This window comes from Pseudarthrobacter sp. efr-133-R2A-89 (genome assembly GCF_030209315.1).
Classification (GTDB): Bacteria; Actinomycetota; Actinomycetes; order Actinomycetales; family Micrococcaceae; genus Arthrobacter.
The window spans coordinates 17,069-44,068 of sequence record NZ_JARVSE010000006.1; the positions used below are offsets into that span (position 1 = coordinate 17,069).

The 27,000-nt window shown below is 67.2% G+C and carries 21 protein-coding genes and 1 pseudogene; 13 read left to right on the plus strand and 9 right to left on the minus strand.

The annotated features are described in order from the left end of the window. The first annotated feature begins 88 nt into the window (after positions 1 to 88). Both QRM95_RS11760 and QRM95_RS11765 read left to right on the plus strand, forming a co-directional pair. Positions 89 to 1,192: an ABC transporter permease gene (locus tag QRM95_RS11760; protein ID WP_285247779.1), complete on the plus strand. Its 1,104-nt coding sequence runs from the start codon at positions 89 to 91 to the stop codon at positions 1,190 to 1,192. Between the two features lie 27 nt (positions 1,193 to 1,219). Continuing rightward, the gene (locus QRM95_RS11765; protein ID WP_285247780.1) at positions 1,220 to 1,924 is read left to right on the plus strand and encodes an ABC transporter ATP-binding protein; all 705 of its coding nucleotides are present in this window, start codon (positions 1,220 to 1,222) and stop codon (positions 1,922 to 1,924) included. An 80-nt stretch (positions 1,925 to 2,004) separates the two neighbouring features. On the opposite strand, the pseudogene QRM95_RS11770 reads toward QRM95_RS11765, so the two are convergent. After that, positions 2,005 to 4,930 (minus strand): annotated as a pseudogene (locus QRM95_RS11770) (exo-alpha-sialidase). A gap of 180 nt (positions 4,931 to 5,110) precedes the next feature. On the opposite strand from QRM95_RS11770, the gene QRM95_RS11775 reads away from it, so the two are divergent. Next, a complete protein-coding gene (locus QRM95_RS11775; protein ID WP_285247781.1) occupies positions 5,111 to 6,808 on the plus strand; it encodes a sialidase family protein in 1,698 nt (565 codons plus the stop codon). A gap of 4 nt (positions 6,809 to 6,812) precedes the next feature. On the opposite strand, the gene QRM95_RS11780 is transcribed toward QRM95_RS11775, so the two are convergent. After that, positions 6,813 to 7,706: a DUF4862 family protein gene (locus tag QRM95_RS11780; protein WP_285247782.1), complete on the minus strand. Its 894-nt coding sequence runs from the start codon at positions 7,704 to 7,706 to the stop codon at positions 6,813 to 6,815. Positions 7,707 to 7,857: 151 nt separating this feature from the next. Between QRM95_RS11780 and QRM95_RS11785 the strand changes: the two genes are divergently transcribed. Genes QRM95_RS11785 through QRM95_RS11815 form a run of 7 tightly spaced genes read left to right on the plus strand, consistent with a single transcriptional unit; the run spans position 7,858 to position 16,032 of the window. Then, complete coding sequence (locus tag QRM95_RS11785; protein WP_285247783.1) at positions 7,858 to 9,498, plus strand: ABC transporter substrate-binding protein; 1,641 nt, start codon at positions 7,858 to 7,860, stop codon at positions 9,496 to 9,498. A gap of 21 nt (positions 9,499 to 9,519) precedes the next feature. Beyond that, positions 9,520 to 10,476: an ABC transporter permease gene (locus QRM95_RS11790; RefSeq protein ID WP_043423759.1), complete on the plus strand. Its 957-nt coding sequence runs from the start codon at positions 9,520 to 9,522 to the stop codon at positions 10,474 to 10,476. Positions 10,477 to 10,479: 3 nt separating this feature from the next. Continuing rightward, the gene (locus QRM95_RS11795; protein WP_285247784.1) at positions 10,480 to 12,600 is read left to right on the plus strand and encodes a dipeptide/oligopeptide/nickel ABC transporter permease/ATP-binding protein; all 2,121 of its coding nucleotides are present in this window, start codon (positions 10,480 to 10,482) and stop codon (positions 12,598 to 12,600) included. Beyond that, on the plus strand, positions 12,597 to 13,403 hold the full coding sequence (locus QRM95_RS11800; RefSeq protein WP_285247785.1) for an ATP-binding cassette domain-containing protein: 807 nt from the start codon (positions 12,597 to 12,599) through the stop codon (positions 13,401 to 13,403). The genes QRM95_RS11795 and QRM95_RS11800 overlap by 4 nt, the downstream gene beginning before the upstream one ends. A gap of 43 nt (positions 13,404 to 13,446) precedes the next feature. Then, positions 13,447 to 14,376, plus strand: a complete 930-nt coding sequence (locus QRM95_RS11805) for a dihydrodipicolinate synthase family protein (RefSeq protein ID WP_285247786.1) — start codon at positions 13,447 to 13,449, stop codon at positions 14,374 to 14,376. Positions 14,377 to 14,386: 10 nt separating this feature from the next. After that, positions 14,387 to 15,352 carry an ROK family protein gene (locus QRM95_RS11810; RefSeq protein WP_285247787.1) on the plus strand — a complete coding sequence of 322 codons (966 nt, stop codon included), beginning with the start codon at positions 14,387 to 14,389 and terminating at the stop codon, positions 15,350 to 15,352. Further along, positions 15,349 to 16,032, plus strand: coding sequence for an N-acetylmannosamine-6-phosphate 2-epimerase (locus QRM95_RS11815; protein ID WP_285247788.1), 684 nt, complete (start codon positions 15,349 to 15,351; stop codon positions 16,030 to 16,032). The genes QRM95_RS11810 and QRM95_RS11815 overlap by 4 nt, the downstream gene beginning before the upstream one ends. Before the next feature lie 6 nt (positions 16,033 to 16,038). Here the strand turns inward: QRM95_RS11815 and QRM95_RS11820 are convergent, their stop codons facing one another. The 3 genes from QRM95_RS11820 to QRM95_RS11830 all read right to left on the minus strand — a co-directional run bounded on the left by QRM95_RS11820 (position 16,039) and on the right by QRM95_RS11830 (position 18,442). Then, entirely contained in the window at positions 16,039 to 16,599 is a 561-nt protein-coding gene (locus QRM95_RS11820; protein WP_285247789.1) for a hypothetical protein, read from the minus strand. Between the two features lie 237 nt (positions 16,600 to 16,836). Beyond that, entirely contained in the window at positions 16,837 to 17,604 is a 768-nt protein-coding gene (locus tag QRM95_RS11825) for a glucosamine-6-phosphate deaminase (RefSeq protein WP_285247790.1), read from the minus strand. 106 nt (positions 17,605 to 17,710) lie between these two features. Beyond that, positions 17,711 to 18,442 (minus strand): FadR/GntR family transcriptional regulator, encoded by a 732-nt coding sequence (locus QRM95_RS11830; RefSeq protein WP_018760909.1) that lies wholly within the window; start codon positions 18,440 to 18,442, stop codon positions 17,711 to 17,713. Between the two features lie 236 nt (positions 18,443 to 18,678). Between QRM95_RS11830 and QRM95_RS11835 the strand changes: the two genes are divergently transcribed. Next, entirely contained in the window at positions 18,679 to 19,155 is a 477-nt protein-coding gene (locus QRM95_RS11835; RefSeq protein ID WP_285247791.1) for a sensor histidine kinase, read from the plus strand. Positions 19,156 to 19,218: 63 nt separating this feature from the next. Here QRM95_RS11835 and QRM95_RS11840 read toward each other — a convergent pair whose 3' ends face one another. After that, positions 19,219 to 19,830 (minus strand): NADPH-dependent FMN reductase, encoded by a 612-nt coding sequence (locus QRM95_RS11840; RefSeq protein ID WP_285247792.1) that lies wholly within the window; start codon positions 19,828 to 19,830, stop codon positions 19,219 to 19,221. Positions 19,831 to 20,149: 319 nt separating this feature from the next. On the opposite strand from QRM95_RS11840, the gene QRM95_RS11845 reads away from it, so the two are divergent. Then, on the plus strand, positions 20,150 to 22,792 hold the full coding sequence (locus tag QRM95_RS11845; RefSeq protein WP_285247793.1) for an exo-rhamnogalacturonan lyase family protein: 2,643 nt from the start codon (positions 20,150 to 20,152) through the stop codon (positions 22,790 to 22,792). Positions 22,793 to 22,872: 80 nt separating this feature from the next. Here the strand turns inward: QRM95_RS11845 and QRM95_RS11850 are convergent, their stop codons facing one another. From QRM95_RS11850 to QRM95_RS11860, 3 genes are read right to left on the minus strand one after another with little or no spacing between them, the layout of a single operon-like run. Beyond that, entirely contained in the window at positions 22,873 to 24,108 is a 1,236-nt protein-coding gene (locus QRM95_RS11850) for a metal-dependent hydrolase family protein (protein ID WP_285247794.1), read from the minus strand. After that, entirely contained in the window at positions 24,105 to 24,593 is a 489-nt protein-coding gene (locus tag QRM95_RS11855; RefSeq protein ID WP_285247795.1) for a GAF domain-containing protein, read from the minus strand. The genes QRM95_RS11850 and QRM95_RS11855 overlap by 4 nt, the downstream gene beginning before the upstream one ends. Then, positions 24,590 to 25,984, minus strand: a complete 1,395-nt coding sequence (locus QRM95_RS11860; protein WP_285247796.1) for an MFS transporter — start codon at positions 25,982 to 25,984, stop codon at positions 24,590 to 24,592. Before QRM95_RS11860 ends, QRM95_RS11855 begins: the two co-directional genes overlap by 4 nt. Positions 25,985 to 26,086: 102 nt before the next feature. Between QRM95_RS11860 and QRM95_RS11865 the strand changes: the two genes are divergently transcribed. Further along, on the plus strand, positions 26,087 to 26,965 hold the full coding sequence (locus QRM95_RS11865; RefSeq protein ID WP_285247797.1) for a MurR/RpiR family transcriptional regulator: 879 nt from the start codon (positions 26,087 to 26,089) through the stop codon (positions 26,963 to 26,965). Positions 26,966 to 27,000 lie beyond the last annotated feature (35 nt).

Genomic DNA, 27,000 nt, shown 5'->3' on the forward strand with positions numbered 1-27,000 from the left:
GATCAACCGTCCCCGCGATGCCGCGGCAGGCTTCCGCCGGGAGAGTGGAAGGACAAGATAATCCACCCCTCCTGAGAGAAGAAACAACGTGTTCCTGGCAATCCGCGATATCCGCTTCGCCAAAGGCCGGTTCGCCATGATGGGCGGCGTCGTAGCCCTGATTTCCCTCCTGCTGGTCATGCTGTCCGGCCTCACGGCGGGACTCGCCGAGCAGTCGACGTCGGCAATCGGCAAGCTCGGTGCGTCTGCCGCCCGGCCAGTAGACGTCATCGCGTTCGGCGCCCCGGGGACCGGCACGCCCAAGGCGTCCTACACGGAAAGCTCCGTGACGGCCGGGCAGGTGGCCAGGTGGAAGAACCAGCCCGGCGTCCAGTCCGCCGAACCACTGGGCATCACGCAGACCCGGGCGCAGGCGGCCGGCGGCGCGGGGACCGCCAACGTCGCCGTGTTCGGGGTCTCGCCGGGCAGCCCGCTGGCACCGGTGGAGGTGTCCGCCGGAACCGCGGTGCTGGGCGCCTCGACGGCGGAGGCGCTGTCCGCGGGCCAGGGCGACAAGATCTCTGTGGGCGGCGTCGAGTTGGGCGTAGCCGCCGTGGTGCCGGACCAGTGGTACGCGCACACCAGCGTGGTGTGGACGGCGCTGCCCGCGTGGGCAAAGGTGGCGCACGTGTCCGACGGCGACCAGTTGGCTACGGTCATCGCCGTCACCTCCGCACCCGGGGCCGCGGTGGACGGGGCAGAGGCCAACGCGGCCGCAGGCACGGTCAGCGAATCCCGGACCGGTTCATTCCAGGCGCTGGGCTCCTTCAAGAGCGAGAACGGGTCCCTGACCCTGATGCAGGCCTTCCTGTACGGGATCTCGTCGTTGGTGATTGTTGCCTTCCTGACGGTCTGGACCATCCAGCGCACCCGCGACATCGCCGTGCTGAAGGCAATGGGCGCCCCCGGTTCCTACATCCTTAAGGACGCCATGACCCAGGCCGCAATCGTCCTCGTGGCCGGGGCCGTCATCGGTGGAGCAGTGGGCGTGGCCGCCGGTGCGCTGGCGGCCCAGGCTGCCCCGTTCCTGCTGAACGCCGGCACCACGGTGCTTCCCGTCGTCGGGATTGTGGCGTTGGGCCTGGCCGGCGCCGCACTGGCGGTCCGCCGCGTCACCAAGGTCGACGCGCTGCTGGCGCTCGGCGGCAACTAAATCCACCCTTACGAAAGGAACGCCATCATGTCCTCCCCCACCCCTGCTCCCCTAAGCCTGGTCGACGTCACCCTCGAATACCCCGACGGCGGCGGGACCACCACGGCCCTGGACCGGGTCAGCCTCACGGCCCGGGCCGGTCAGCTGGTCTCGCTGGTTGGCCCGTCCGGTTCGGGCAAGTCCAGCCTCCTGGCCACCGCCGCCACCCTGGTCCGCCCCACCCGCGGGCAGGTCCGCATTGACGGCACGGACACGGCCGGCCTCAAGGACAAGGACCTCACCGCCCTGCGCCGGGACAAGGTGGGCATCATCTTCCAGCAGCCCAACCTGCTGGCATCGCTCACGGCCGCCGAGCAACTGATCATCAGCGAGCACCTGCGGGGCAGGTCCGCCAAGGCGGCCCGGACAAAGGCTGCGGAACTGCTGGACGTCGTCGGCCTCGGTGGCAGCGCAGGGAAACTGCCGCACCAGCTCTCCGGTGGCCAGCGCCAGCGGGTGAACATTGCCCGGGCACTGATGGGCAATCCCAAAGTGCTGCTGGTGGACGAGCCGACCGCCGCCCTGGACCACGAACGCAGCGCCTCGATCATCGGGCTGCTGCGCCAGGTGACCACCGAGTTCGGGGTTGCCACCGTGATGGTCACCCACGACACCGAGTTCGTGCCGCTGACAGACCTGGTTGCCACCATGCGCGACGGCAGGCTCACCGCTCCTGTGTTGGCGGGAGCCTGAACACAGGCCTCAACCCGGATGGCCCCGGCGGGATCACCGCCGGGGCCATTGTCATCGATGCTGCCCGTTGGGCAGCCGGGCTAACCTTTCGGGGTCACCTGGAGCCGGTCGAACGAGACCTGCTTGCCGTCCTTGTCCAGCACCACCACGTCATCGCGGCCGTTTTGCACGCCGGCGGGCAGGATGAATTCCACCGTGTTGTCCGTGGTGGGGAAGATCCAGCCGATCCGGTAGCTGCGCTTGTTCAGGTACACGTAATACCACTGGCCGTAGTCGAGCCCGGCGAGGACCACTTTTTGGCCGTTGCGGTATTTATCCGCGGTGCCGAGGTCGAACGGTGCCACCTGGCCGTCCAGGTCCTGCACCGCGAGCGCGGGGACCAGGTCCGGCTGGGCAGGCTGCACATTCAGCTGGATGGCACCGCCTGTCACCGTGGCGGACACGCCTTTGGCACCGTTGTTTGCCGTGGCAGCGAACGTGACCGGTCCAAGCTTCCCGGCCGCGACGTCCGCGGCGGTCAGGCTGTACGTCCGGGTTGCCGTCAGGGTGCCGCCCGCTGCCAGGTGCGGTGCCGCGATGCCGGCATCCAGGGCGCTGACGTTGTCCAGGGCTACGTTTCCGGCGTTGCCCAAGGTGTAGGTGTACGTGATGGCGTCGCCTGCGGAGGCATAGCGGTCGCCGTCCAGGTCCGTCCACTCGGCCGCAACGGTGCCGTCAAGCCTGGCGTCCCGGACTTTCAGGTCGGTTTCGCCGCCGTTCACCGTGTAGGTCCGGGTAGTCTGGCCGGCGGCACTGACCTCCCAGGTGGAGTCCGGGACAAAGAATCCCTGGTCCGCTTCCGCGGCCGTCACGGTGTGCCGGGGCGTGGCACACGTGTACCCCTGTCCCGCGGGGAGGACGCTGTAACGGCAGTTGCCCGGCCCCTCGGGAAGGAACGGGCTGAAGTTCCCGGCGGTGGGGACCACCTTTTCCACCAGCGGACTGCTGTTGGTGACATCAAACTTGTACGGGAACGCTTCGCCTGCCGTGTACGGCTGGGTGGCGAGGTCGCGGCCGGCGTCGTTGCGGCTGCCTGCGATGCCGACGGACACCAGCCCGTCCCGCAGCGGCACCGCGTCCCCGCTGAAGGCAACGGTCTTGGTGAGCGTCGGCGTCGCGCTGGCCGTGATGCTGAAGGTTGCCTCGGGAACGAAGTAGCCGCGGTCGATGTCCTGCGCGGTGAGCGTGTGCTTGGCCGTTGTGCAGTTATAGGAGGCGCCGGCGGCCAGGTTGTTGTACCGGCAGTTGGGCGCCGACGGCGGCAGGAAGCCGGCATCGAAGTTCCCCGAGACCGGCACCGAGTTGGCCGTCACGTTCGCCGTGCTTTTGACGGTGAAGGTGTACCCCAGCACGTCGCCGGCTTTATAGGGGTTGGGCGGCCACGTCCCGGGCGGATGCAGCCCCCGTGATGGTGAGGCCCACCTGCGGCGCCACCGGCACGGTGGCGGTGAACGTGAACTGCGAGACCCGGCCGTCCGTCGTCGTTAGCGCTGCGTTGAGGTTCTGGGGCCCGCTGGCCGTGGCCGCCGCAGTCAGGGCGACGTTGACGGTAACCGAGGCGCCGGGGGCGACGTCGGGCACGGGCACCGTGGTGGCGGACCAGCCCGTGGGGGTGTAGACGGTGGCGGTGGCCCCTGACAGCGTGGCGGCTTCCTGGTTGGTGACCGTGACCGCCACCTGCTGGGTGGCACCGGGCGCCGTGGTGACGGCGGGGACGGACAGGGGTGCGCAGGCGTAGTTGAGCCAGGCGTCGTCGAAGCTGGAGAACTCCATGTTGTCCGTGTAGTTCCCCTCGTAGAGGACACCGAACCGGCCATCCTCCAGCCGGGTCACCGTGGAGTAGGCGGAGAACCCGGGACGGATGGTGCGCACCCCGGGCCAGGTGGCGCCGTCGTCGCACGAGACCCGGGCGGAGACGTTCTCGCGCGCGGTCTTGGAATTGGCGTTGGTGAAGACCAGTTTCCTGGCGTCCGCCGTGCCCGGGGCAGCGTTGGGGAACATACGGGCGATGGAGCCGTTGTTGGCCGGATCCGGCAGCTCCGTGTCCTGGGTGACGGGACCGTAGGTGGCCCCGCCGTCGCTGGAAACCGCAACCTTCCGGTAGCCCTGGTTGGCGTTGTCCCGGGAGTTCAGCAGGACCTTGCCGTCGGAAAGCTCAACGGTCTTGTTCTCATCCATCCGGTCACCCACGTTGGCGCCCTTGTGCCAGGTGGCACCGTGGTCGTCCGAATAGACGCTGTACGCCTGGATTTTGTTCGTTCCATCGGCCTGGCGGACGTCACCGGCATACTGCTGGATCAGCCGGCCCTTGTAGGGGCCGTACTTGAGCTGGATGCCTTCGCCGGAGGAGGCGAAGTTGGACCGTACATCGCCCGCAACCGGGTTGGTGGCGCTGGTGCCCGGCTTGGTGACGTTGGTGATGAGCCGCGGACGGCTCCACGTGAGGCCGCCGTCGGAGGATTCCATGACGGCGGAAGAGATGACGTTGCGGTCCGCGTCATCATTGCCGAACTGGCTGCCGCCGAACCCTTGGTCCTTTGAGTAGACGAAGAACGCAAAGACCTTGCCTGCCTCAGCGTCGTAGACGTAGGAGGGATCGCTGTAGCCGTATTTCGGCGCGGCGGCATCGGCCACGTGGCCTGCGGCAATCACCTGCACCGGTCCCCACGTGCGCCCGCCGTCCGTGCTGCGCCGCCGGACGATCGAGTTGGGGTTGGGTGCGTCCGCGGAGCTGCCCGGCCGACCGTCCCAGGCTGCCAGGACCACACCGTTGCCTAGGTAGGTCAGGGCCGGGATGCGGTAGAAGAAATTGTCCGCGGTGCGGTCGGCCCCCAGGTTGGTTTCCTGGAAGCTTCCGGGCGGGTTGGCGGGACTGTTGGCAGGAATGGGCGCCGCCTGCGCCGCAACACCTCCTGCGAGCAGTGCCAGGGCCAGGGCGGCTGCCCCGGCGGTTCTGCACAACGTCAGGGGTGTGCGGTGTCTTTGGGAATGTGGCAAAGGGACTGACCTTTCTGGATGCCGCGGCGATGCGGCTCTGGGCAGGGCGTCGCCGTTCGGGATCATCAAAATATTGTTCCTACTACGTACGACGTCCTACCAATGTAATGTGCCGGCTGTCACAAAGCCAGAGGTGGCTATGCTGTAGATGTGACATCCCATCTCCTGCCTGCCATCCCCTCCGCACAGCCCGCTGTCGAGCACGTCCTGGCAGCCCGCGGCCGCGGCGGCTACCGTCAGTACCGGATCCCCGCCCTCGCCGTGACCGCCAAGGGGACCCTGCTCGCGGCCTATGACGGCCGGCCCAACCTGGACGATCTCCCAAGTCCCATCGACCTTCTGATCCGGCGCAGTACGGACAGCGGGCGCACCTGGAGTGGCCAGCAGGTGGTGCGGACCGGTACCGGGCTGGAAGGATTCGGGGACCCCAGCCTGCTTATTGACGCCGGGACCGGGCGGATCTTCCTCTTCCACGCCGCCGGGACGCACGCCGGCTTCTTCGAGGCCACACCGGGGATGGACCACCACGACCACCAGGTCCAGCATTGCGATCTCAGCATGTCCGACGACGACGGCCTGACCTGGCAGCACCGGCGCATTACGGCGGACCTCAAGGCAAGCAGCACACGGGAGATCACGGGCATCTTCGCCGCGGCCGGCCAAGGGATCCAGATCCACTGCGGCCCGCACCAGGGGCGGCTGGTGCAGCAGTATGTGGTGTTGAGCGGGAGCAGGATCATGGCCGCCTCGGCCTACAGCGACGACCATGGCGACACCTGGCGACTCGGCCGGCTGATCGAAGGGACAGCCGACGGCGGAGCCCCCAACGAGAACAAAGTGGCCGCGCTCAGCGATGGCAGGCTGCTCCTGCACAGCCGGGCCACGCCGCGCCGCCTTGCCGCCGTCTCCGACGACGGCGGCTACAGCTGGAGCACGCCGGTTCCGGTCGCGGACCTTCCCGATCCCAGCGACAACGGTTCGCTGGCCCGCTTCGACGGATTGCCGTCCGTCACCGGCCTGGCCGCGCCGGCCACGGATTCCTGGCTTCTGGCCACCAACAACCAGGACCCCAACCTGCGCCGCAACACCGTCCTGAGCCTGTCGACAGACGACGGCGCCAGCTGGCCGGCCAAGCTGGTTCTGTGCCCGGGCAGCTCGGCGTACTCCACCGCCACCCGCCTGCCGGACGGCAACATTGGCGTGCTGTACGAACGCCAGGGCTACCGCGAGATCGTTTTTGTCTCGGTGCCGTCCGGCCAGCTCACCGGCCAGCTTTCGTCACCGGATGCAGCAGGGCCCGACGCCGGCCTGCCGCCATCGGAGCCGGGCCTTGTCTTCGACATGGAGTTGCGGTCCATCACCCCGGGACTTCCCGCCGTGTGGCAGAACGCCGGCGAGTTCCACGTGATGGCGCCAGGCAAAGACGGCTGGGGCGCCGAGTCGTGGAAGGAGATCGGCCAGGCCTACTCCCCCGACCAGGCCCAGGTCCTGGGCACCAGGGAGGCGCAGGACCTGAACTACGGCCCGGTCACTCCCGGGTATAAGGCCGGGGATATTCTGGCATTCACCGGAAGGGCCCGGAATGACGGCAGCCACACCGCCCGGGACGTGCGCCTGCACGGTCCGGGGGCAGGGGTGTTTCCGGCAACCGACCTCCCGCCGGGCCAAGAGGTTCTCTACTTCACGCCCACCTACACCGTGACGGCGGAGGACGTGGAACAGGACGCGTTTGAGGTTGCCTTTGCAGTGGAAGCAGCGGTGGGGGCCGGCAGGCGACAACTGTCCCGGACCTTCCGCTGCGACGTCGCGTCGGGAGCCATCACCGTGGCCGGGAGTACCGGGCGCTGAGCCGCTATTCCCCCACCAGGACCGACATGTGCCGGAGCCGCTCCACGCGTTCTTCCGGCGACAGCTGGTCCGGACCAAGCCCGACCTTGAACCCAAGGATGGGGAGCGGACCCGCTGCGGCAAGGCACCGGTCAATTTCGTGGCGGTTCAGCATGGAGCTGGGCGGGGCGCCCTGGATCTCCACTGCGGGGAGGTGCGCGTCGATCCACGCATAGCCGAAGCCGGTTTCCTCCGGCGAGCAGCCGGAAAAGACCAGGCCCTCGAGGACGCCTGCTTCACGGCCGAGCGACAGGTGTTCAACTGCCGTTTCAGGACTGCCTGATTCGATGACTGAGCGCGCCCAGTTAACGGTCACACCCACGCGCTCCAAACCTTGGTTCCGGAGCGAAACGGCGATGTCCACCTCTTCGGCAAAGGACAAGAACCCCTTCTCCGGACTTGCCCCGGGGCGTGGGGCGTCGCAGTGCTCGATCAGCACTCGCGCCGATCCCCAGTCCCACTCCAGGACTTCCTTGAGCGATTCCTCGAACCAGCGGGCGGAGGGGCCCCCGGTAGGCGCGGAATGGAGTTCAACAGCCTCCACCTCATGCCCGGCATCCTGCAGCCCGCGGGCATACTCCCGGACACCCGCCGCGAAGTCGAGGGCTTCCCGCCGGCCGGCCGTGTCAGCGGAGGCCAGGCCGAACGCCGCGTTGGCGGCCAGCCGCTGCATGGTCCCGGGGATGGCGGTGACCACGGCGGACCAGGCTTCCGGCGCCCCGGCGGGCCAGCCGGTCCCGCCATGCGGACCATAGGGAAGCTCAAGGCCGCGGATCGGGGAAATGGCAGCAAGGCCCCGGTAGAACTGCTCCTGCAGTTCGACGGGCTGGGCGGGGTAGGCGCCGACAATCAAGGACAAGGAAGCTCCATTCGCGAAGGGTATGGCGTCAGGCCAAGCGTAAATGCAAGAAACATTAGTCCACTTGACGCTGGCTGTGATGGGACTTACAGTTTTCCATACGAGCTAGGACATCCTACATCCGATAAACATCTCCTGAACGGTGAGGCCAATGAACAACATCAAGAACCTGCCGCTGGTCAATGACGCCAGCCGCCGGAACTTCCTCAAACTCGGCGGGGCCATGGGCCTCGCCGCAGCCTTTGCCAGCTCCCTGGCCGCCTGCGGTGGACCCGCCGCCACCACCAGCAGTTCCACCACCAACACCTCGCCGATCAACAAGGACCTCACCATCGAGGCCGGCATCTCCTACGCCCTCTCCACCGGCTTCGATCCCATTTCCTCCTCCGGCGCCACCCCCATGGCCGCCAACCTTCACGTCTTCGAGGGCCTGGTTGAGCTCCACCCGGCAACCCGGGAGCCCTACAACGCCCTGGCAGCAACTGATCCCAAGATGGTCAACCCCACCACCTACCAGGTAGCCATCCGCGACGGCGCAACGTTCCACGACGGCACCCCGGTCACGGCCGAGGACGTGGTGTTCTCCTTCACCCGGGTCATGGATCCGGCCAACAAGTCCCTGTTCTCGCAGTTCATCCCATTCATCCAGGGCGTCAAGGCCCTCGACGCCAAGACCGTGGAATTCACCCTGAAGTACGCCTTCCCCGGCTTCGGACCGCGCATCTCGGTGGTAAAGGTGGTGCCCAAGGCGCTCACCAACTTCCCGGCCGGCTCGGACCAGCTGAAATCCTTCGATGCCAAGCCCGTTGGAACCGGCCCGTACAAGCTGGTCTCCGCCGTCAAGGACGACAAGATCATCTTCGAGGCGAACCAGGCGTACAACGGCCCCATGCCGGCACTGGCCAAGGGCATGACCTGGCTGCTGCTCTCCGACGCCGCCGCCCGCGTGACCGCCATGCAGTCCGGCCGGGTCCAGGCCATCGAGGACGTCCCCTACCTGGACATGGAGGGCCTCAAGTCCGCAGCCACCGTTGAGTCCGTGCAGTCGTTCGGCCTGCTGTTCCTGATGTTCAACTGCTCCGCCGCGCCGTTCGACAACAAGCTGGTCCGCCAGGCCCTGCACTACGGCCTGGACAAGGATTCCATCATCAAGAAGGCCCTGTTCGGCAACGCCAAGCCGGCCAGCTCCTACTTCCAGGAGGGCCACCCGGACTACGTCAAGGCCAAGAACGTCTACAGCTACGATCCCAACAAGGCGGCAGACCTCCTCAAGCAGGCCGGCGTCTCCAGCCTGGAGTTCGAGCTCCTCACCACGGATACCGCGTGGGTCAAGGACGTGGCACCCCTGATGCTGGAATCCTGGAACAAGATCCCCGGCGTCAAGGTGACCCTCAAGACCCTGCAGTCCGGCGCCTTGTACACGGACCGCGTCGGCAAGGGCGACTACAAGGTGGTTGCGGCGCCAGGCGATCCGTCCGTCTTCGGCAACGACGCAGACCTCCTGCTGAGCTGGTTCTACGCCGGTGACACCTGGATGAAGAACCGCGCCTACTGGGGCTCGACGCCGGAGCGTGCCCAGCTCGTGGACCTCATGACCAAGGCCGGCCAGTCGTCCAAGGATGACGCCAAGAAGCTCACCGGGCAGATCGTGGACCTGGTCTCCGAAGAGGTTCCCCTCTACCCGCTGTTCCACCGCCAGCTTCCCAGCGCCTGGGATGCCAAGAAGCTCAGCGGCTTCAAGCCCCTCCCCACCACCGGAGTTTCCTTCGTTGGTGTGGGCCGCACCGCCTAGCCACACCAACCGGAGACTACATTGACCACGATATTGCGCCTCCTGGGCCGGAGGCTGGCAGCCCTGCCGCTGATGGTCCTGGGCATCACCTTGCTCGTGTTCCTCGTCCTGCAGGCCGCCCCCGGCGACCAGGCGAGCAGCGCCCTGGGCGAAGGGGCCAGCGAGGAAGCGAAAGAGCAGTACCGGCAGGCCAACGGCCTGAACGATCCGCTGCTGCTGCAGTACTTCCGCTTCCTTGGAAAACTCCTCCAGCTCGACCTGGGAGTTACCACTCCGCCGGCGAAATCCGTGGCAAGCATGATCGGCTCAGCCTTTCCCCTGACGCTGCAGCTGACGTTCCTTGGCGTCATCATCGCGGTTGTGGTCTCGCTGGTCTTCGGCATCATCGGCGCCCTGTACAGGGATAAATGGCAGGACCAGCTGGTGCGGGTCTTCTCCATCGCCGCGGTGGCAACGCCGTCGTTCTGGCTGGGCATCCTGCTGATCCAGTGGTTCGCCCTGGGCCCGGCACCGCTGTTCCCCTCCGGCGGCATTGCCACGCCGGAATCCGGGTTCGGCGGCTGGCTCAACTCGATGGCGCTGCCCGCCCTGGCACTGGGCATCCCGGTCTCCGCTTCCCTCATCAGGGTGGTCCGCACCTCCATGGTGGAGGAGCTGGACCGGGACTATGTCCGCACCGCCATCGGCAACGGCGTCCCGTACCGGGAAGTGGTCTCCAGGAACGTGCTCCGCAACGCCTTGGTCACTCCGGTCACCGTGCTGGGACTGCGGATCGGCTACCTGCTGGGCGGCGCCGTCGTCATTGAAATGATCTTTGCGCTGCCCGGCATGGGCCAACTGATCCTCAACGGCATCACCAACCTGGACGTGAACCTGGTGCAGGGCGTGGTCCTGACCATTTCCGTGACTTTCGTCCTGGTGAACATTGCCGTGGACCTCCTCTACCTGCTCATCAACCCCCGAATCAGGACCGTGTGACCCATGCGCAGCAAACTCGCTGAACGTCTGAGCGCCCCCGGACTTCGCTTCAAGGCCCTGCCCTGGGGCTCCCGCCTGGCCCTCTCCTTCCTGGTGGTGATCGCCCTCGCGGCCGTCTTCGCCCCGGTCCTGGCACCGCACGACCCGCTGGAGACCTTCCTGCCGGCCACGCCTCCCGGCGCCGAGCACTTCTTCGGCACCGACCGGCTGGGCCGCGACATCTTCTCCCGCCTGCTCTACGGTTCCCAGTCCTCGCTGATGATCGGCCTGGGCGCCGTGGCACTGGCTGTCCTCGCCGGCGCGTTCCTCGGCTCGCTCGCCGCGACATCCAGCAAGGCCGTGAACGAACTGCTCATGCGCCTCATGGACATCCTGATGGCGTTCCCGGGCATCGCCCTGGCGGCGGTCCTGCTGGCGGCATTCGGCAACTCGGTGCCCACCATCATCGTGGCCATCGCCATCATCTACACCCCGCAGCTGGCCCGGGTGGTCCGCGCCAACGTGCTCGCCCAGTACGGCGAGGACTACGTCCGGGCGGAACGGGTCATCGGCGCCGGCCGCTTCTACATCCTGGCCAAGCACATCGTGCGCAACACCGCGGCCCCCGTCCTGGTGTTCGCCACGGTGATGGTGGCCGACGCGATCATCCTCGAAGCCTCGCTGTCCTTCCTGGGCGCCGGCGTGCAGGATCCGGCCCCGTCGTGGGGCAATGTGATCTCGTACGGCCGCAACCTGGTCCTCTCCGGCGGGTGGTGGGCCACCACTTTCGCCGGCCTCACCATCCTGCTGACCGTGCTGGCGCTGAACATCCTGGCCGAAGGACTCACCGATGCCATGGTGAACCCGCGGCTCCGCAAGGCACCTGCGGTGAAGGACGACGACGGCGCCGCGGCATCGGTGGCCGGCGCGGCTGTCGCCGCGGTGGACACCGAGGTGGCCACCTCGGTTGCGCAGCCCTCAGTCGTGGAGGAACACGAGCTCGACGGCGTCCGCGAAGCAACAGCCGCGACTGCCGGCGAGCGCGAGCTGGCCCATACCGCCCTGCTGACCGACCGCCGCGTGGCGGCCGCCAACCCGCACGCCCTGCTGGACCGCGAGCTGGAACTCCTCGCCGCCGTCGAGGCCACCCGCACCGACCGGCTGCCCCAGGTCCCGGCCGACGCCCGCACCGTCCTGGAAGTCAGGAACCTGTCCATCCGGTTCCCCGGCCGCTTCGGTGACACAGCCCTCGTGGACAACGTCTCCTTCACCGTCCGCGAAGGCGAAACCATGGGCCTGGTGGGTGAATCCGGCTGCGGCAAGTCCATCACGTCGCTGGCCATCATGGGCCTGCTGCCCAAGACCGCGAAAATCACCGGTTCCATCACCTTCGATGGCAAGGAACTGCTGGATCCAAAAACCGGGCACAGCAACGTCAAGGCCTACCAGGGGCTTCGCGGCGAACAGATCGCCATGGTCTACCAGGACGCGCTCAGCTCACTGAACCCGTCCATGAAGATCAAGGACCAGATGACGCAGCTGACCCGCCGCGGCGGCCGGAAGACACCGGCCGAACTGCTGGAGATGGTCAAACTGGACCCCGTCCGCACCCTGGCCAGCTACCCCCACGAGCTCTCGGGCGGCCAGCGCCAGCGCGTCCTGATCGCCATGGCGCTCTCCCGCTCGCCCAAGATCGTGGTGGCAGACGAACCAACCACCGCGCTGGACGTTACGGTCCAGAAGCAGGTGGTGGACCTGCTCAACGAACTGCGGGAGCAGCTGGGCTTCGCCATGGTGTTCGTCAGCCACGACCTGGCGCTGGTGGCCTCGCTGGCCCACCGGATCACGGTGATGTACGCCGGCCAGGTGGTTGAATCCGCCCGCGCCTCCGAACTGCTGCGGAACCCGAAACACGAGTACACCCGCGGTCTGCTGGGTGCCGTGCTCTCCATCGAAGCGGACGCTGCCCGCCTCCACCAGATCCCCGGCACCGTGCCTTCGCCCCAGGATTTCGCCAGCGGCGACCGCTTCGCACCCCGGTCGCTGCGCAGCGATGCCGACCCCAACCAGGCACTGGTCCTCACCGCCGTGGGCGGGGACTCGGACCATTTCTGGGCCAGCCACCTTAAGGAGGACGCCAAGTGAGCGTATCCACCGGCAAACCGGTCATCGAACTCAAGGACGTAAAGGTCCATCACCGCGCACGCAGCGGCGGGCTCTTCCGGCCCAACATCGTCAAGGCCGTCAACGGGGTTGACTTCACCATCAGCCGCGGCGAAACGGTGGGCATCGTGGGCGAATCCGGGTGCGGCAAATCCACCCTGGCCTCGGTCCTGGTGGGGCTGCAGGCGCCCACATCCGGCGAGGTGCTGTTCCACGGCAAACCGGCCATCAAACGCAACGCCGCCATGCGAAAGGAGTTTGGCCGCGCCGTCTCCGTCGTCTTCCAGGACCCCGCCACGGCACTGAACCCGCGCATGGCCATCCAGGACATCCTCACCGACCCGCTCCAGGTCCACGGCATCGGCAACGCCGCGTCCCGGGCCGCCAAAGTCAAGGAACTCCTGGCGCTGGTAGGCCTGCCAGCCTCCGCGGCGGAAGTAACGCCGTCGCAGGTTTCCGGCGGGCAACGCCAGCGTGTTGCCATCGCCAGGGCCTTGGCGCTGGACCCGGACATCATCGTCGCCGACGAACCCACCTCGGCGCTGGATGTGTCCGTCCGCGCCCAGGTGCTGAACCTGCTCTCGGACCTTAAGACCCAACTCAATCTGGGCATGGTGTTCATCTCCCACGACATCCAGACCGTCCGCTACGTTTCCGACCGTATCTGCGTCATGTACTTCGGCGAAATCGTGGAGGAAGGACCGGCTGCCCAGGTGTTCGACACCCCCCGGAACGACTACACCCGCAAACTCCTCGGTGCCGCACCCAGTTTGCTGCACACCTGAAATTTTCAACCCCACCTCTTACAACCACGCATTGGAGTTTTCCGTGTCTTCCCAGTTCTCGGGCGTCATTCCCCCTGTCGTCACCCCCCGCCACGCAGACGGCAGCATCGACACCGCCTCGCTGCAGAACCTCACCAAACACCTGCTCGACGGCGGCGTATCCGGGCTCTTCGTCCTGGGCTCCTCAGCGGAGGTGCCTTACATGACCAACGCCGAACGCGCACAGGTGGTCAGCACCATCGCCGAGGCGAATTCTGCTGCTGGCGCAGCCCGCGTGCCCCTGATCGTCGGCGCCAACGAACAGACCACCAACCGCGTCATCGAGGAAGCCAAGCGGGTGGTGGACCTTGGCGCGGATGCCATCGTGGTCACCTCCATGTACTACGCGATCGGCAACGCCGAAGAAACCGAAACGCATTTCCGGAGCATCCATGCAGCCGTTGACGCCCCGGTCTTCGCCTACGACGTCCCCGTCCGCACCCATTTCAAGCTCCCCACCGACCTGCTGGTCCGGCTGGGCCGCGATGGCGTCATCGCCGGCGTCAAGGACTCCTCCGGGGACGATGTCGCCTTCCGCCAGCTCCTGCTCGCCGCCCGTGGCATCGAGAACTTCGACATCTTCACCGGACACGAAGTGGTGGTGGACGGTGCCCTGCTCGGCGGCGCACAAGGCGTGGTTCCGGGCCTGGGCAACGTGGATCCCCGCGGCTACCGCAACCTGGTGGACGCTGCAGCTTCCGGCGACTGGGCGAAAGCCGCCGCCGAACAAGACCGCCTGGCCGACCTCTTCGAGATCGTCTACACCCCCAACGGACGAGTCTCCGGAGGGGCGGCCGGGTTGGGTGCCTTCAAGACGGCGCTGCAGATCATGGGCGTCATCGAATCCAACACCATGAGCGCACCCATGCAGGCGTTGAACGAAGAAGAGACCACCGCGATCAAGGTCATCCTCGAACGCAACGGCCTGGTGTAGAACCCTGGTGATGTACGCCGTTGGGGTTGATCTTGGCGGTACCAAGACTGCAGCGGGAGTGGTCTCTGCCGCCGGGGAGGTCCTGTTTTCGGAGACCATCCCCACGCTGAACCGTGACGGCGGGGCCGCCATCCTCGATGCCACTGCTGCGCTGGTGACCGCGTTGGTTGGCCGGGCCCACAAGGAGGGCCTGGCCGTGGCAGGGGTTGGCATCGGTTCCGCCGGGGTGATCGATTCCGCCCGCGGCGTGGTGGTCTCGGCCACGGATGCCATCCGGGGCTGGGCCGGGACGGCACTGACCGCAGGCCTGGCCGCCCGGCTGGACCTGCCGGCGTCGTCCGTCCGAGCGGTGAACGATGTCCACGCCCACGCCCTGGGTGAGGCCTGGACCGGAGCGGCCGCTGGGACTGGAAGTTCGTTGCTGGTGGCGTTCGGCACGGGCGTGGGCGGCAGTTTCGTGGTGGACGGCCGGCCGGTCCTTGGACACCGGCATGCCGGTGGCCATGTGGGCCATTTCGCCTCACCGCATGCGTACCACGGCGGCGTTGCGCTGGCGTGTGTCTGCGGCGGGTCAGGGCACGTCGAAGCGATCGCCTCCGGCCCGGCCCTCCTGGAGGCCTACCTTCGGCTGGGTGGCACCGCCCCTGCCCGCGACGCCCGCGGTGTGTTCGCCTTGGCCCGCGCGGGTGACACCACCGCCGCCAAGGCCCTCCACGCCTCCGCTGCGGCTGCCGGCCAGGCGGTGGGCGGCCTGGCCAACATCCTCGATCCCGAAATCGTGGTGGTCTCCGGCGGCCTGGCCGATGCCGGGGAGCCGTGGTGGGAGCCCATGCGGCTGGCGCTCCGTGCCGAACTGCTGCCGGCGCTGGGAGACCTGCCGGTGGTACCCGCGGCCCTGGGCAATGCCGCTGCCCTGGTGGGCGCGGCCCGCCTGGTCCTCCTGCCCCTCCACACCAGCCAAGGAAGCACTCCATGATCCTGTCCCCCGAAGCCCTGCAATCCCTGCGGGGCCGGCTCATCGTGTCCTGCCAGGCCTACCCCGGCGAACCCATGCGGGATCCCCGCACCACCGCCCAGGTGGCTGCCTCCGCCGTGATCGGCGGCGCCGCCGCGGTCCGCGTGCAGGGCCTGGCCGATATCCAGCACACGCGTGCCGCCGTCGAGGTTCCGGTCATTGGGCTCTGGAAGGACGGGCATGACGGGGTCTTCATCACGCCCACGCTCAGGCACGCTTTGGCCGTGGCCAACGCCGGCGCCCACGTGGTGGCGGTGGACGGGACCCGCCGTAACCGGCCGGACGGCCTGACCCTGGCGCAGACTGTCGCCGGGATCCACCAGGAATCCCACGCGCTGGTCATGGCGGACTGTGGCTCGCTCCCGGATGCGGCCGCCGCCGTCGAGGCCGGCGCGGACCTCATCGGCACCACTTTGGCCGGTTACACCGGCGAGCGCCCCAAGACCGACGGCCCGGACCTGGAGTTGCTGGCGGACATCGCAGCGGCCGGTTTCGGTGTCCCGCTGATTGCCGAGGGCCGTGTCCATTCGCCGGCACAAGCCCGGCAGGCCCTCGACGCCGGCGCCTTCGCGGTGGTGGTGGGCACGGCCATAACGCACCCCGCCACCCTCACCGGCTGGTTCGCCGACGCCTTGGCCTAACCGCGGCTAACCGGTCTTCTGCAAGGTTGCGTTGCGGGTCAGCAGTTCGGGAGCTTGGGGCTGCCGCGGTTCAGTGAGGGGCATGACCAGCAGGTTCCGGTGCAGGGTGACCCAGCCGTCCCGTTCCATCGGGCCGTGGTCGAACTGGTCGGGGACGAAGAGAATGTCCCTGCCGTCGGGGTCCTGCACTTTCGCCAGGATGTCCCGGCCGTCGGGGATGTAGTCGCAGGCTTCCCAGTAGGACACCTGGTCCAGGTCGTACTTCCCCACCAGGCATGCGACGCCGGACGTCCTGGCCGGCGCGGCGTAGTAGGTCATGGACTCATAGGAGGCGAGCTTCCGGGATTCACGGATGACCGCTTCGCCGTCCTCGTCCTGGATGGCCGGGATGGCGTCGCTCTTGGTCAGCTGGCGTTCCAGCACTGCCATGGTCCCGGGCGTCGCCATCAGGAAGTGCGTGTAAATGAGCCATAGACCCGCGCAGGTGCCTACGCCCACCACGGCGGAGAGGGTGATGATGAGTTTCCAGAACAACGTCAACGGTTGCGCCTGCCGTGTGGCGTTCATGGACGCCGCCGGCCGAGGTCTGCATGCGCCGGACGCGCGGCTGTGACGGCCCAGGTGATGTTCAAGCGCTGCCCCCCTCAGGCTGTTGATCTCCCTGCACGCTACACCGAGCAGGTGGGCGCCCTTTTGCTTTGCCTTCGTGTCGCGGCAGTGGGCTGGGGATGGAGCAGCAGCGGGCTGGGGGCGGAGCAGCATCCTGCCGTGGCGGCCGGGCGGCCGGGACACGCCTGGAGGGTCCTAGACGCCAACAGCCTCGCCGGGAAAGCGCACGGGAACCTGGCCGCTTCCGGGAGCCAGCAGTGCCGCAGCGGCTTCGTCTGCCACCACCGTCACATGCTGGTGCAGTTGCAGCACGGATGCGGGACATTCCACCGAGACCTCGCCGTGCAGGGCGCGGGCGAGGATGGCGGCTTTATCCGTTCCGGCCACCGCCAGGAGCAGGTGCCGGGCCTCGAGGATGGTCCCGAGTCCCTGCGTGATGCACCGGCGCGGCACGTCTGATTCGGACGTGAAGTACCGGGCGTTGGCGGCACGCGTGCGTTCGGCCAGGACTTCCACCCGGGTGCGGGAGGAGAAAGCGGATCCGGGTTCATTGAAGGCAAGATGACCGTTGTGTCCGATGCCCAGGAGCTGCACGTCCACCCCGCCGGCAGCACGGATGGCAGCGTCGTAGTCGTCGGCTGCCTGCCGGGGGTCTGCCGCGTTGCCGGCGGGTACCCGAACGAGCGCCGGGTCCATTCCCAGCCGTTCGGTCACCTCCCGCCGCACCACCTCGCCATAGCTCTGCGAGTGTCCGGCAGGCAGCCCGACGTACTCGTCCAGGGCGAACGCACGGACCCCGGACATGTCCAGCCGGTGCCCGGCGAGGGCTGCGTACACGGGAAGCGGGGAGCCGCCCGTCGCCACGCCCAGGACGGCGTCAGGCTTGGAGCGGACGACGGCGGCAATAATCCCCGCGGCGACCACACCGGTGGCGGCGGCATCGGGAACGACAAAGATTTCCAAGGCTGGGCTTTCTCGTAAGGAAGGAGTGAAGCAGGGCACGCGGCAGCCGGGCCTGGCGGCGGAGGGCCGCCCGCCGCGGAAGCGTGGTGGATCCGGATTTGCGCCCCTAGGCGGACGCGACGTCCTTGAGCTTTTGGCGGATGCCGTCAAAGTGGCGCTGCAGGCGTTCGGCAGCGAGCGCCTTGTCCCTGTTGGCCACGGCCTCGTAGATGTCCCAGTGGATCCGCGCCTGTTCCTCCAGGTTGACCGGCCCCGATCCCAGGGCCTCGTGGATCTGCCGGTAGACCTGCCAGAACACATCCATGAGGTTGATCAGGAGCTCGTTGTTCAGGGGGGCATAGAGCTTGCGGTGGAATTCCGCGTCGTGCTCGGCAAGGGGCTCACCTTGGGCTGCGGCGGCCTGCATGGCCTCCATCGAGGACTTCAGGTCCGCGAGGTGTTCCTCCGTCAGCAGGTCGATGGCCGAACCGATCAATCCTGACTCGAGGGCCTGGCGCACGTCGATGAGCTCCATGGCTTCTTCGCCCTTGTGCCGGAGGGACAGCCGGCCGCGGAAGGTCAGTCCGGAGACCAGGGCGCTGAAGTTGTTGGGTGCAACGAACATGCCAAAGCCATGGCGGATCTCGATGACGCCGAGGGCCTGGAGGACCTTGAGGGATTCCCGGACGGTGTTGCGCCCGACGCCGAGCTCTGCGGACAGCTCGCTCTCGGTGGGCAGCGCATCGCCAACATCCAGGCCGCGCTCCAGGATGAGTTCCATGATTCTGGTCTGGAGCGCATGGGACCGGATTTGTGCACTGAACCTTGCGGGCGGTACCGCTGCGGATGCTACTGTCACGTCATCTCCTTCGACCGCACCGGGCGGCGGCCTCTCGTCTTTCATCAGTGTACAGGAGATGGGACGTCCTTCATCTTATTTCGATCGTGGCCTTGGGCGGCCCCACCACGGGCCACTTTCGCTTCAGGGTGCCACGCACAGAATTGAGCCGATCTTGAGGCAAATCTTGCGCCCCCTAGACATTTCAGGTCCACGCTGGAGGTATCAGACAAAACCAGCTTGGGGAGCAGGAAGTCATGGGAACCAAGACAGCATTGGACAACGAAGTCACAACGGTCGGAGGCGTGCTGACCGACCTCCAGCCGCTGGATTTCCACACGCTGGGCCTGGCCGGGTGCATCGACCGGCTCACGGCACCGCTTCGCCAGCACGGAATCACGGTCCACTGGGATACTCCGCACTGGGGCATCGAGATCCCGGCGGACTGCGCCTCCCTGCTGTACCAATCCGCACGGGAAGCCCTCAGCAACGCTTTCAAGTTCTCCGGCGCATCCACCGTGACCGTCCAACTGCTGGCCGTTGACCACGGAATCCGCCTGGTGGTGGCCGACGACGGCACGGGCTTTGACCGCGACGCCGCCACCTGCGGGCGGCACCACGGGTACGGGCTGCGGCTGATGGCGGTCGCCGTCCAGGAAGCAGGCGGGACACTGGAAATCACGTCGACACCGGGCGGCGGCACCAGCGTGACGGTAACCCTGCCGCTGGACTAATAGGTTCGGATGGCCGCCGTCGCTGGGACGGCGGCCATCCGTATTCCCACTTGCGGCAGGACGTCAGCGTGAGAGCTTGGCATTGTCCGGCTCAAGGTCGCCGATATGTCCCGGCGCATTGGCCGCCAGCACCCTGGCCACGAAGGCCGCATACTCATCCATGTAGTGGCGCAGGAATTTGGCGGTGGCTTCATCCTTGACCTCGCCGTCGTCGCCAAATGCAGCCGGCTTGTAGGTGACGTACGCTTCCGGCGCATTCAGTTGCGGAGCGTCCAGGAAGCTGAGGACGGCGCGCATGGAGGACTGCATCACCGCGGTTCCGATGCTGCCGGGCGACGCTCCGATGATGCCGGTGGGCTTGCGGGCAAAGGAGTTGGTCCCCCACGGACGCGAACCCCAGTCGATGGCATTCTTCAGGGCGCCGGGGATGGAGCGGTTGTATTCGGGGGAAACGAACAGGATTCCGTCCGCAGCCTCGATGGCTTCCTTGAGCGCCCGGCCCTCCGGCGGGAAATCGGCGTCATAGTCGTAGCTGTACAGCGGGAGGTCCCTGATGGGTATCTCCGAGAATGCCAGTTCTTCGGGCGCAAGGTTGATCAGCGCTTTGGCCAGCACCCGGTTGATGGAAGCCTGCGCCAGGCTTCCGACGAAATATCCAATCTTGTACGTTGCCATGAGTGGTCCTTTCCAACAGCCGGCCTGGGCCGGCTGGGCTGAGTATGGCTGGAATGGTGCCGCCCGTCGGGGACAGGGACGGCAAAGTGGTGCTCACTGCCCCACCAGTCCAGCACAGAAGGCCCGCTCCGGCCAGAGCAGCAGAGGCCCCCGGGAACGCCGTGAAGTATAGGGATCCAGCCGCGAACATGGTCCGGCAGGCAGAAACCCCTTGCGCCCGGCAGCACCGTCTACTACGTTGTAATCGTAATCGAGAAAGCGCTTTCCCGCATTCTGGCGGGACCCTTACGCGCGGCAATCACCAGTGGAATCGGATGACATGACGGACAGCACCCTCATCAGGTGGATCGATGGACAGGCCCCGGCGGAAATCAGCAGCGGAACAACGTGGGGCATGCCGTTCGCCCGCGGCTCAGTGCCCGGCGCTGATGCCCTTTCGGTGGCGGACGCCGCCGGCACTCCCCTCCCCAGCCAGGCGTGGCCGTTGGCCACGTGGCCGGACGGCTCGCTGAAATGGGCGGGAATCGCCCTCCCGGCAACGGACACCCCGTCGGGAACCTACCGGGTGCAGGCCGACGCCGGTACACCCGCCGCAGCCGGCCGGCCGGCGCCGGATGGTACGGCCGTCACGGTCACCGAGGAGGCCGGCGCCCTGACAGTTGATACCGGCGTCCTGCGGATGGTGATCAACCGCAGCGGATCCACCTTGTTCAGCAGCCTGTCCCGCGACGGCAGGCCCGTTGCCCGCGACGCCCGGCTGGTCAGCCTGCTGCAGGACGGCGTTCCCGAAGGTGCCGGAACGGCGGGCCGCGAGGCCTTCACCGGCGAGGTGACCGCCGTCGTCCTGGAACAAGCCGGGCCCGTGCGCGCGGTGGTGCGGCTGGAAGGGCGCCACCACCCCGACCGGCCGGACAACGCCCACCGCGACTGGCTGCCGTTTGTGGTGCGTTTCTACTTCCACGCCAACGCCCGCAGCGTGCGCATGGTGCACTCCTTCATCTGGGACGGGGACCCGGAGCAGGACTTCCTGGCCGGCCTTGGCATCCGGTTCAGCGTACCGCTGGAGGCTGAACTGCATGACCGGCACGTCCGGATCGCCGGGGCCGACGGCGGGTTCCTCACCGAGGCCGTGCGCGGCCTGACCGGGCTGCGCCGGGACCCCGGCGCGGAGGTACGGGAAGCGCAGATCGCCGGCCGCGCCACTCCCCCCATGGAGGCATGGAACCCCGAGGTCTCGGGCCGGCTGCACCTCATCCCCAGCTGGGGCGACTACACGCTGACCCAGCTCAACGCGGACGGATTCGAACTGCGCAAGCGGACCACCGGCGGCCATGGCTGGGTGGGAATCTCAGGCGGCACCCGCTCGGCAGGCTTCTGCTCGCTGAGCGACACCCGGGGGGGCCTGGGAGTGGGAATCAAGGATTTCTGGCAGTCCCACCCGGGCCAGCTGGACATTCGCGGCGCGGCTACCGGTGAGGCGACCCTGACGGCATGGCTGTTCTCCCCGGAAGCCCAGCCCATGGACCTGCGGTTCTACCACGACGGCCTGGGCCAGGACACGTTCGAGGAGCAGCTCGAGGGGCTCGAGATCACCTACGAGGACTACGAACCCGGGTTCGGCAATCCCACCGGCATTGCCCGCACCCACGAGTTGACCCTGTTCGCCTATGACGCCACCCCGTCCACCGTGGGCCTCGCCGCCGACGCCGCCGCCGCGTCCACCCCGGCGCTGCTGCAGGCCACGCCGGAACACCTGCACTCCGTGGGCGTCTTCGGTGACTGGGACCCGGTGGACCGCAGCACTCCCGCACGTGCCCGGCTGGAGGACCAGCTGGACTTCCTCTTTGACTTCTACGCCGGCCAGGTGGAGCAGCGCCGCTGGTACGGCTTCTGGAACTTCGGCGACGTGATGCACACGTATGACTTCGACCGGCACGTGTGGCGCTACGACGTGGGCGGATACGCCTGGGACAACTCCGAGCTCTCCCCCGACCTGTGGTTGTGGTACTCCTACCTCCGCTCGGGCCGGGCAGACATCTTCCGCTTCGCCGAGGCAATGACCCGGCATACCGGCGAGGTGGACGTGTACCACTTGGGGCCATGGAAGGGCCTGGGTTCCCGGCACAACGTCCAGCACTGGGGCTGCAGCGCCAAGCAGCTGCGGATCAGCACCCCCGCCTACCGCCGCTTCTACTACTACCTCACGGCCGACGAGCGCACCGGAGACCTGCTGAGCGAACTGGTGGACAGCGACCGGAACTTCCTGGGCCTGGATCCGGTCCGCAAGGTGCGCCCGGATGCTGCCACCTACCGGCCCAACCGGGGCGCCCTGGGCGTCGGGCTGGGGACAGACTGGGGATCCCTGGCCGCTACCTGGCTCACCGACTGGGAACGCACCGGTAACCCATGGTCCCGGGACCGGCTGCTGGGCACCATGGCGGACATCGGTGCGCTGAAGTACGGCTTCCTCACCGGCGAAGCCCTGTACGACCTGGACAAAGGCCGGTTCGACACTGGCCGGGAACAGATCCAGGTCTCACACCTCAGCGCCGTCTTCGGGCTGGTGGAGATCTGCAGCGAGCTGGTGGACTTGGTTCCGGATGCGGACTTCGAGCGGGCGTGGCTGCAGTACTGCCGCCTGTTCCTGGCCAGCAAGGAGGAGCAGGTGGAAGCGGTCGGACAGCCCCTCGAGGGTGTCTACCTGACGCAGGCGCACAGCCGGCTGACGGCGTACGCCGCGGCACGGTTGCAGGATCGTGGGCTCGCAGCCCAGGCTTGGGACAGCTTCACCGAGGGCGGCGAGCACCTGAACCACGGATCCGCCTTCACGCTGCGCCGGATCGAACCACCCCACGTGCTGCTGCCCGTGGACGAGGCGCCCACAGTCTCCACCAATGACACGGCGCAGTTCGGGCTGGCGGTGATCCAGAACCTGGCACTTGTGGGCAGGTACCTGGACTGACAAGTCCCCCGCGGCGGAATAACGGGCGACGACGGCACCCGGCCAGGTGCCGTCGTCGCCCGTTTCCGTTCGCAGGAGCGTCAGGCGCGTCCGCCGACGACGACCCCGTCCTGGACTACGTATTCCAGGTGGTCGGCGATATCGGCCAGCACGGAAATATCCTCCACCGGATCCGCCGAGAGCACCAGCACATCAGCGTCCGCTCCGGGGGCGATGACTCCCAGTTCACCCGGCCGGCCCAGCAGTTCGGCGGCGGTGGTGGTCGCGGACCGGATGGCGTCGATGGCCGGCTGGACCTTGCCCAGCAGCCGGAACTGCTCGTTCTGGTGCCGGTGCATCCCGCCCAGCAGGTCCGAGCCGTACACCATCTTCACTCCGGCCTCGTGCGCCCGGGCGATGGCTTCCAGGCCACTGCTGAGGACTGAATCCACTTTGGCCCACATCTCCTCGGTCAAGCCAAATTCCTTGCCTTCTTCCTTCAGCGCCCAGTAAGTCACCAGGGTGGGCACCAGGAAGGCATCCTTCTCCAGGAAGAGCCGCAGGCTCTCGTCGTCAAGGAGGTTGCCGTGTTCAATGGACCTGACCCCCGATTCGAGGGCGCGGTTGATGGCCCGGGCTGTGTAGGCGTGGGCTGCCACGTAGCGGTTGGCCGCTTCCGCTTCTTCGACGGCGGCCCGCATCTCCTCGAGGGAGTACTGGGTGGAGTCGATGCGGTCCGTCGGGGAGGACACCCCTCCGGACGCCATGATCTTGATGTGGTGGGCGCCCTTGCGGAGCTCGTCGCGGGCGGCGGCGCGCACGGCGTCCACGCCGTCCGCCACCCGCCCGATGCCACAACATCCCCGGCCGTTGGGTTCGTGGTCCTCGCCGGGAAGGCGCATGTCGCCGTGGCCACCGGTCTGGCTGAGGGCGCGCCCGCAAAAGTGCAGCTTCGGCCCCTCCAGCAGCCCCTCGGCCTGGGCTTTCGCCAGGCCAAAGTCGGCGCCTGAGAGGTCGCGCACGGTGGTGAAGCCCCGGCCCAGCATGCCCTGCATGATCCTGGCGGTCTGGGCGTACACGTAGGAGGCGGGCGTCCAGGTCAACGACCGGAAGTCCGCGCTGGAAGCTACCACGTGGACGTGGGCATCGATGAGGCCGGGGATGACGTATTTGCCCGTGCCATCAATAACGCGCGCATTGTCCGGCGCTTCCGCGCCAGGCCCAACGCTGCGGATCTTTCCGTCAGACGTGACGACGTCGGCCAGGGAGAAGGTGCCCGCGTGGATATCCAGGACGTGGGCGTTCCTGATGACGAGCGGTTCGGTGGAGTGGGTCACGGGAGGACTGCGTCCTTTCCTGTCGGGATGGTTTGGTCTGAATCGATGAAGGCTGTGGCGAGCCGTTCGGAAGCAACGGACACTGCCGCCGACGCCGCGTCCAGGCTGTGGCCGGTGTACTGCCCCTCGGCGTCGAGCAGCGCCAGGACGCCCACCACCTCGCCGCGGCTTGTCACCGGGATGTTGATCACTGCCCCGCAGCCCAGGGACTGGATCAGGGCGACGTCCGTGAACACCTCCGCGAGTGCGGCCGTATCGCGAGCGAGGAACGGCTGCTGCTTGGCTATGACGGCGTCAAGCCAGCCTTCGGAGATTTCCACCGACTTTTCGGCACCCAGCGGGTAATCCACCGGGTGGCTGGTGAAAACCCTTCGGAGCACGGAGGGCCCCGGCAGCCAGCGCAGCGCGGTGAACAGGATGACGCCCGGTTCGCGGCGGAGGTGGTCGAAGATGTCCTGGAATGCGTGGTTCGGGTCCTGCGTCACTTGCCGCCTCCCAACACGGCTTCCTGCTCGGGTTCGGTGCGGGCATTGATGTCTTCCAGCGATTTGCCCGCCGTGGACGTTCCGAAAATGACGACTCCGATCACGCCCACTGCCAGGACCACTGTGGTCATGGTGAACACGCCGCCGAAGCCGAGCGTTGCGGCGAACACGCCGATGATGGACGGCGCCAGGATGCTGCCCACGCGCCCTACCGCGCTTGCCAGTCCGACCCCGGTGGCGCGCATCCAGGTGGGGAAGAGTTCCGGCGTGTAGGCGTAAACCCCGGCGTAGGTACCGTTGAGGAAGAAGGACAGCGTGGCCGCGGCCACCAGGATCATCCCTGAATCGTTGGACTGGCTCAGCCAGAACGCACTGAGGGCCGAGCCCGCCAGGTACAGGGCGATGGTGTTCTTGCGGTCGATCCGGTCGCACAGCCAGGCCGCGGAGAAGTAGCCGGGGATCTGCGCCAGGTAGATGATGATGGAGTATTCGAAGCTCTTGGTGACGGTAATTCCGCGCCCCACCAGCAGGGTGGGGATCCAGGAAAAGAACCCGTAGTAGGAGAAGGTGATCACGAACCAGATCAGCCAGATCACCGCTGTCCTCCGGCGCAGGGCGGGAGACCACATGACCTTCAGGGCGTTCCAGATGCTGATCTTCTGCCCGTGTTTGGTGATGTCTTCCCCGCCGGCTTCCACCGCCGGAAGGTCCTTGCCGGTGGCGCGGAGCACCTTCTGCTCGAATCCTTCCACTACCTGTTCAGCCTCCGCCGCGCGCCCCTGGCTCATGAGGAAGCGGGGTGATTCGGGAAGGCTGCGGCGCCACCAGAGAAGCAGGAAAATGGGGACGGCGGTAATGACCTGGGCCCACCGCCAGCCGTCGTCACCCACGGGAACCACAAACCGTCCGATGAGCGCCGCGGCCACGAAGCCGAACGAAAAGAACCCGGCCAGGGTCCCGATGAACCAGCCCCGCCGCTTGGGCGGAATGAACTCCGAAAGGAACGGGGCGATGATGACGCTCTCCGCGCCGGCGCCGAGTCCCGCCAGGACCCGGGCAACAAGGAAGATTTCGAAGTTCGGGGCGACGGCGGCCACCACGGACATGGCGCAGTAGAAGGCAAGCGCCCACAGCATGACCTTCTTCCGGCCGAACCGGTCACCCAGCCAGCCGGACAGGATGGCACCGAAGAAGAAGCCCAGCGGCGCTGCCGAGCCCACCAGGCCCAGGCTTGCGGTGCTCAGGCCCCAGATCTCCTGGATGCGCGGCAACAGGAAGGCCACCACGGCGCCGTCCATGCCGTCAAAGGAGTAACCGAGCCCTCCGATGAGGAGGAGCTTGTAGTGTGGACGACTGAGTGGGAGCCGGTCCAGGCGTGCTGTGAGAGACATTGGGAATCCTGCCGAAGTGGGCCAAGTTGTACAGTTTTTAGGATTTGCACAGATCTGTGCATGCAGATTGAAGTTACGTGCATCACTTGCGGAGGTCAATAGGTGAAACAAGAAGTTAACAGCGCCACCTTGACCGAATGGCTCGATGGCCAGGCCCAGGGGCGGAAGCTGGCGGCCCGCCAGCTGCAGGTCTTGGGCGTCCTCCGTTCCCAGCCGCGGCTGGCTTCCTACGGCTCCGTCAGCGACATAGCCGCCGCGGCGTCGTCGAACGCCTCAACCGTGACCCGGACCGCCCAGACGCTCGGCTTCAAGGGCTGGGCAGAGTTCCAGTTCGAACTCCGCTCCCGCTTCCTGGCGTCCTTGAGCGCCGTGGAGATCGCCGCACAACACAACGGCCATGCGAGCAGCCCGGCGCAGGCATCCCTGACCACGGACCGGTCCAACCTGGCCCACTTGGAGCGGACCGTGGACCCTGCCGCGATCCATGCCGTTGCGGAGGCCATGGCAGGTGCGCGGCAGACCCTCATCATCGCCGCCGGCAGCTACGCCATTCCGGGCAAGGCGCTGGAGCACAACGGCATCATCGCCGGCTATGACGTCCGGCTGCTGGATGCGGATGTGGCAGCGTTGACCAACGCCGTCGCGCGCCTGACGCCGGACGACCTGGTCATTGCCATCAGCCTCTGGCGGGTCTACGACAGCACAGTCCGCGCCGTGGACATCGCCCATCAGCTCGGGGCCCGGATCGTCAGCATCACCGACACCGCAAGTTCGCCGGTGGCAGCCCACGCCGCCCATAAGATCGTGGTCCCGGCCGAAAGCGCGGGCTTCTTCCCCTCGCTCACGGGAGCTGTTGCCGCAGTGCAGGCGGTGGCCGTCGAACTGGCCTCACTGGACCGTGAACGGTCCACCCGGAGCATTGCGGCCTCGGAGCGGACCTGGGACCAGATGCGGATCATGCATCCACGGCCGAGTACTTAAAAGACAGCCGCCCCGCCCCCGGATGGGGCGGAGCG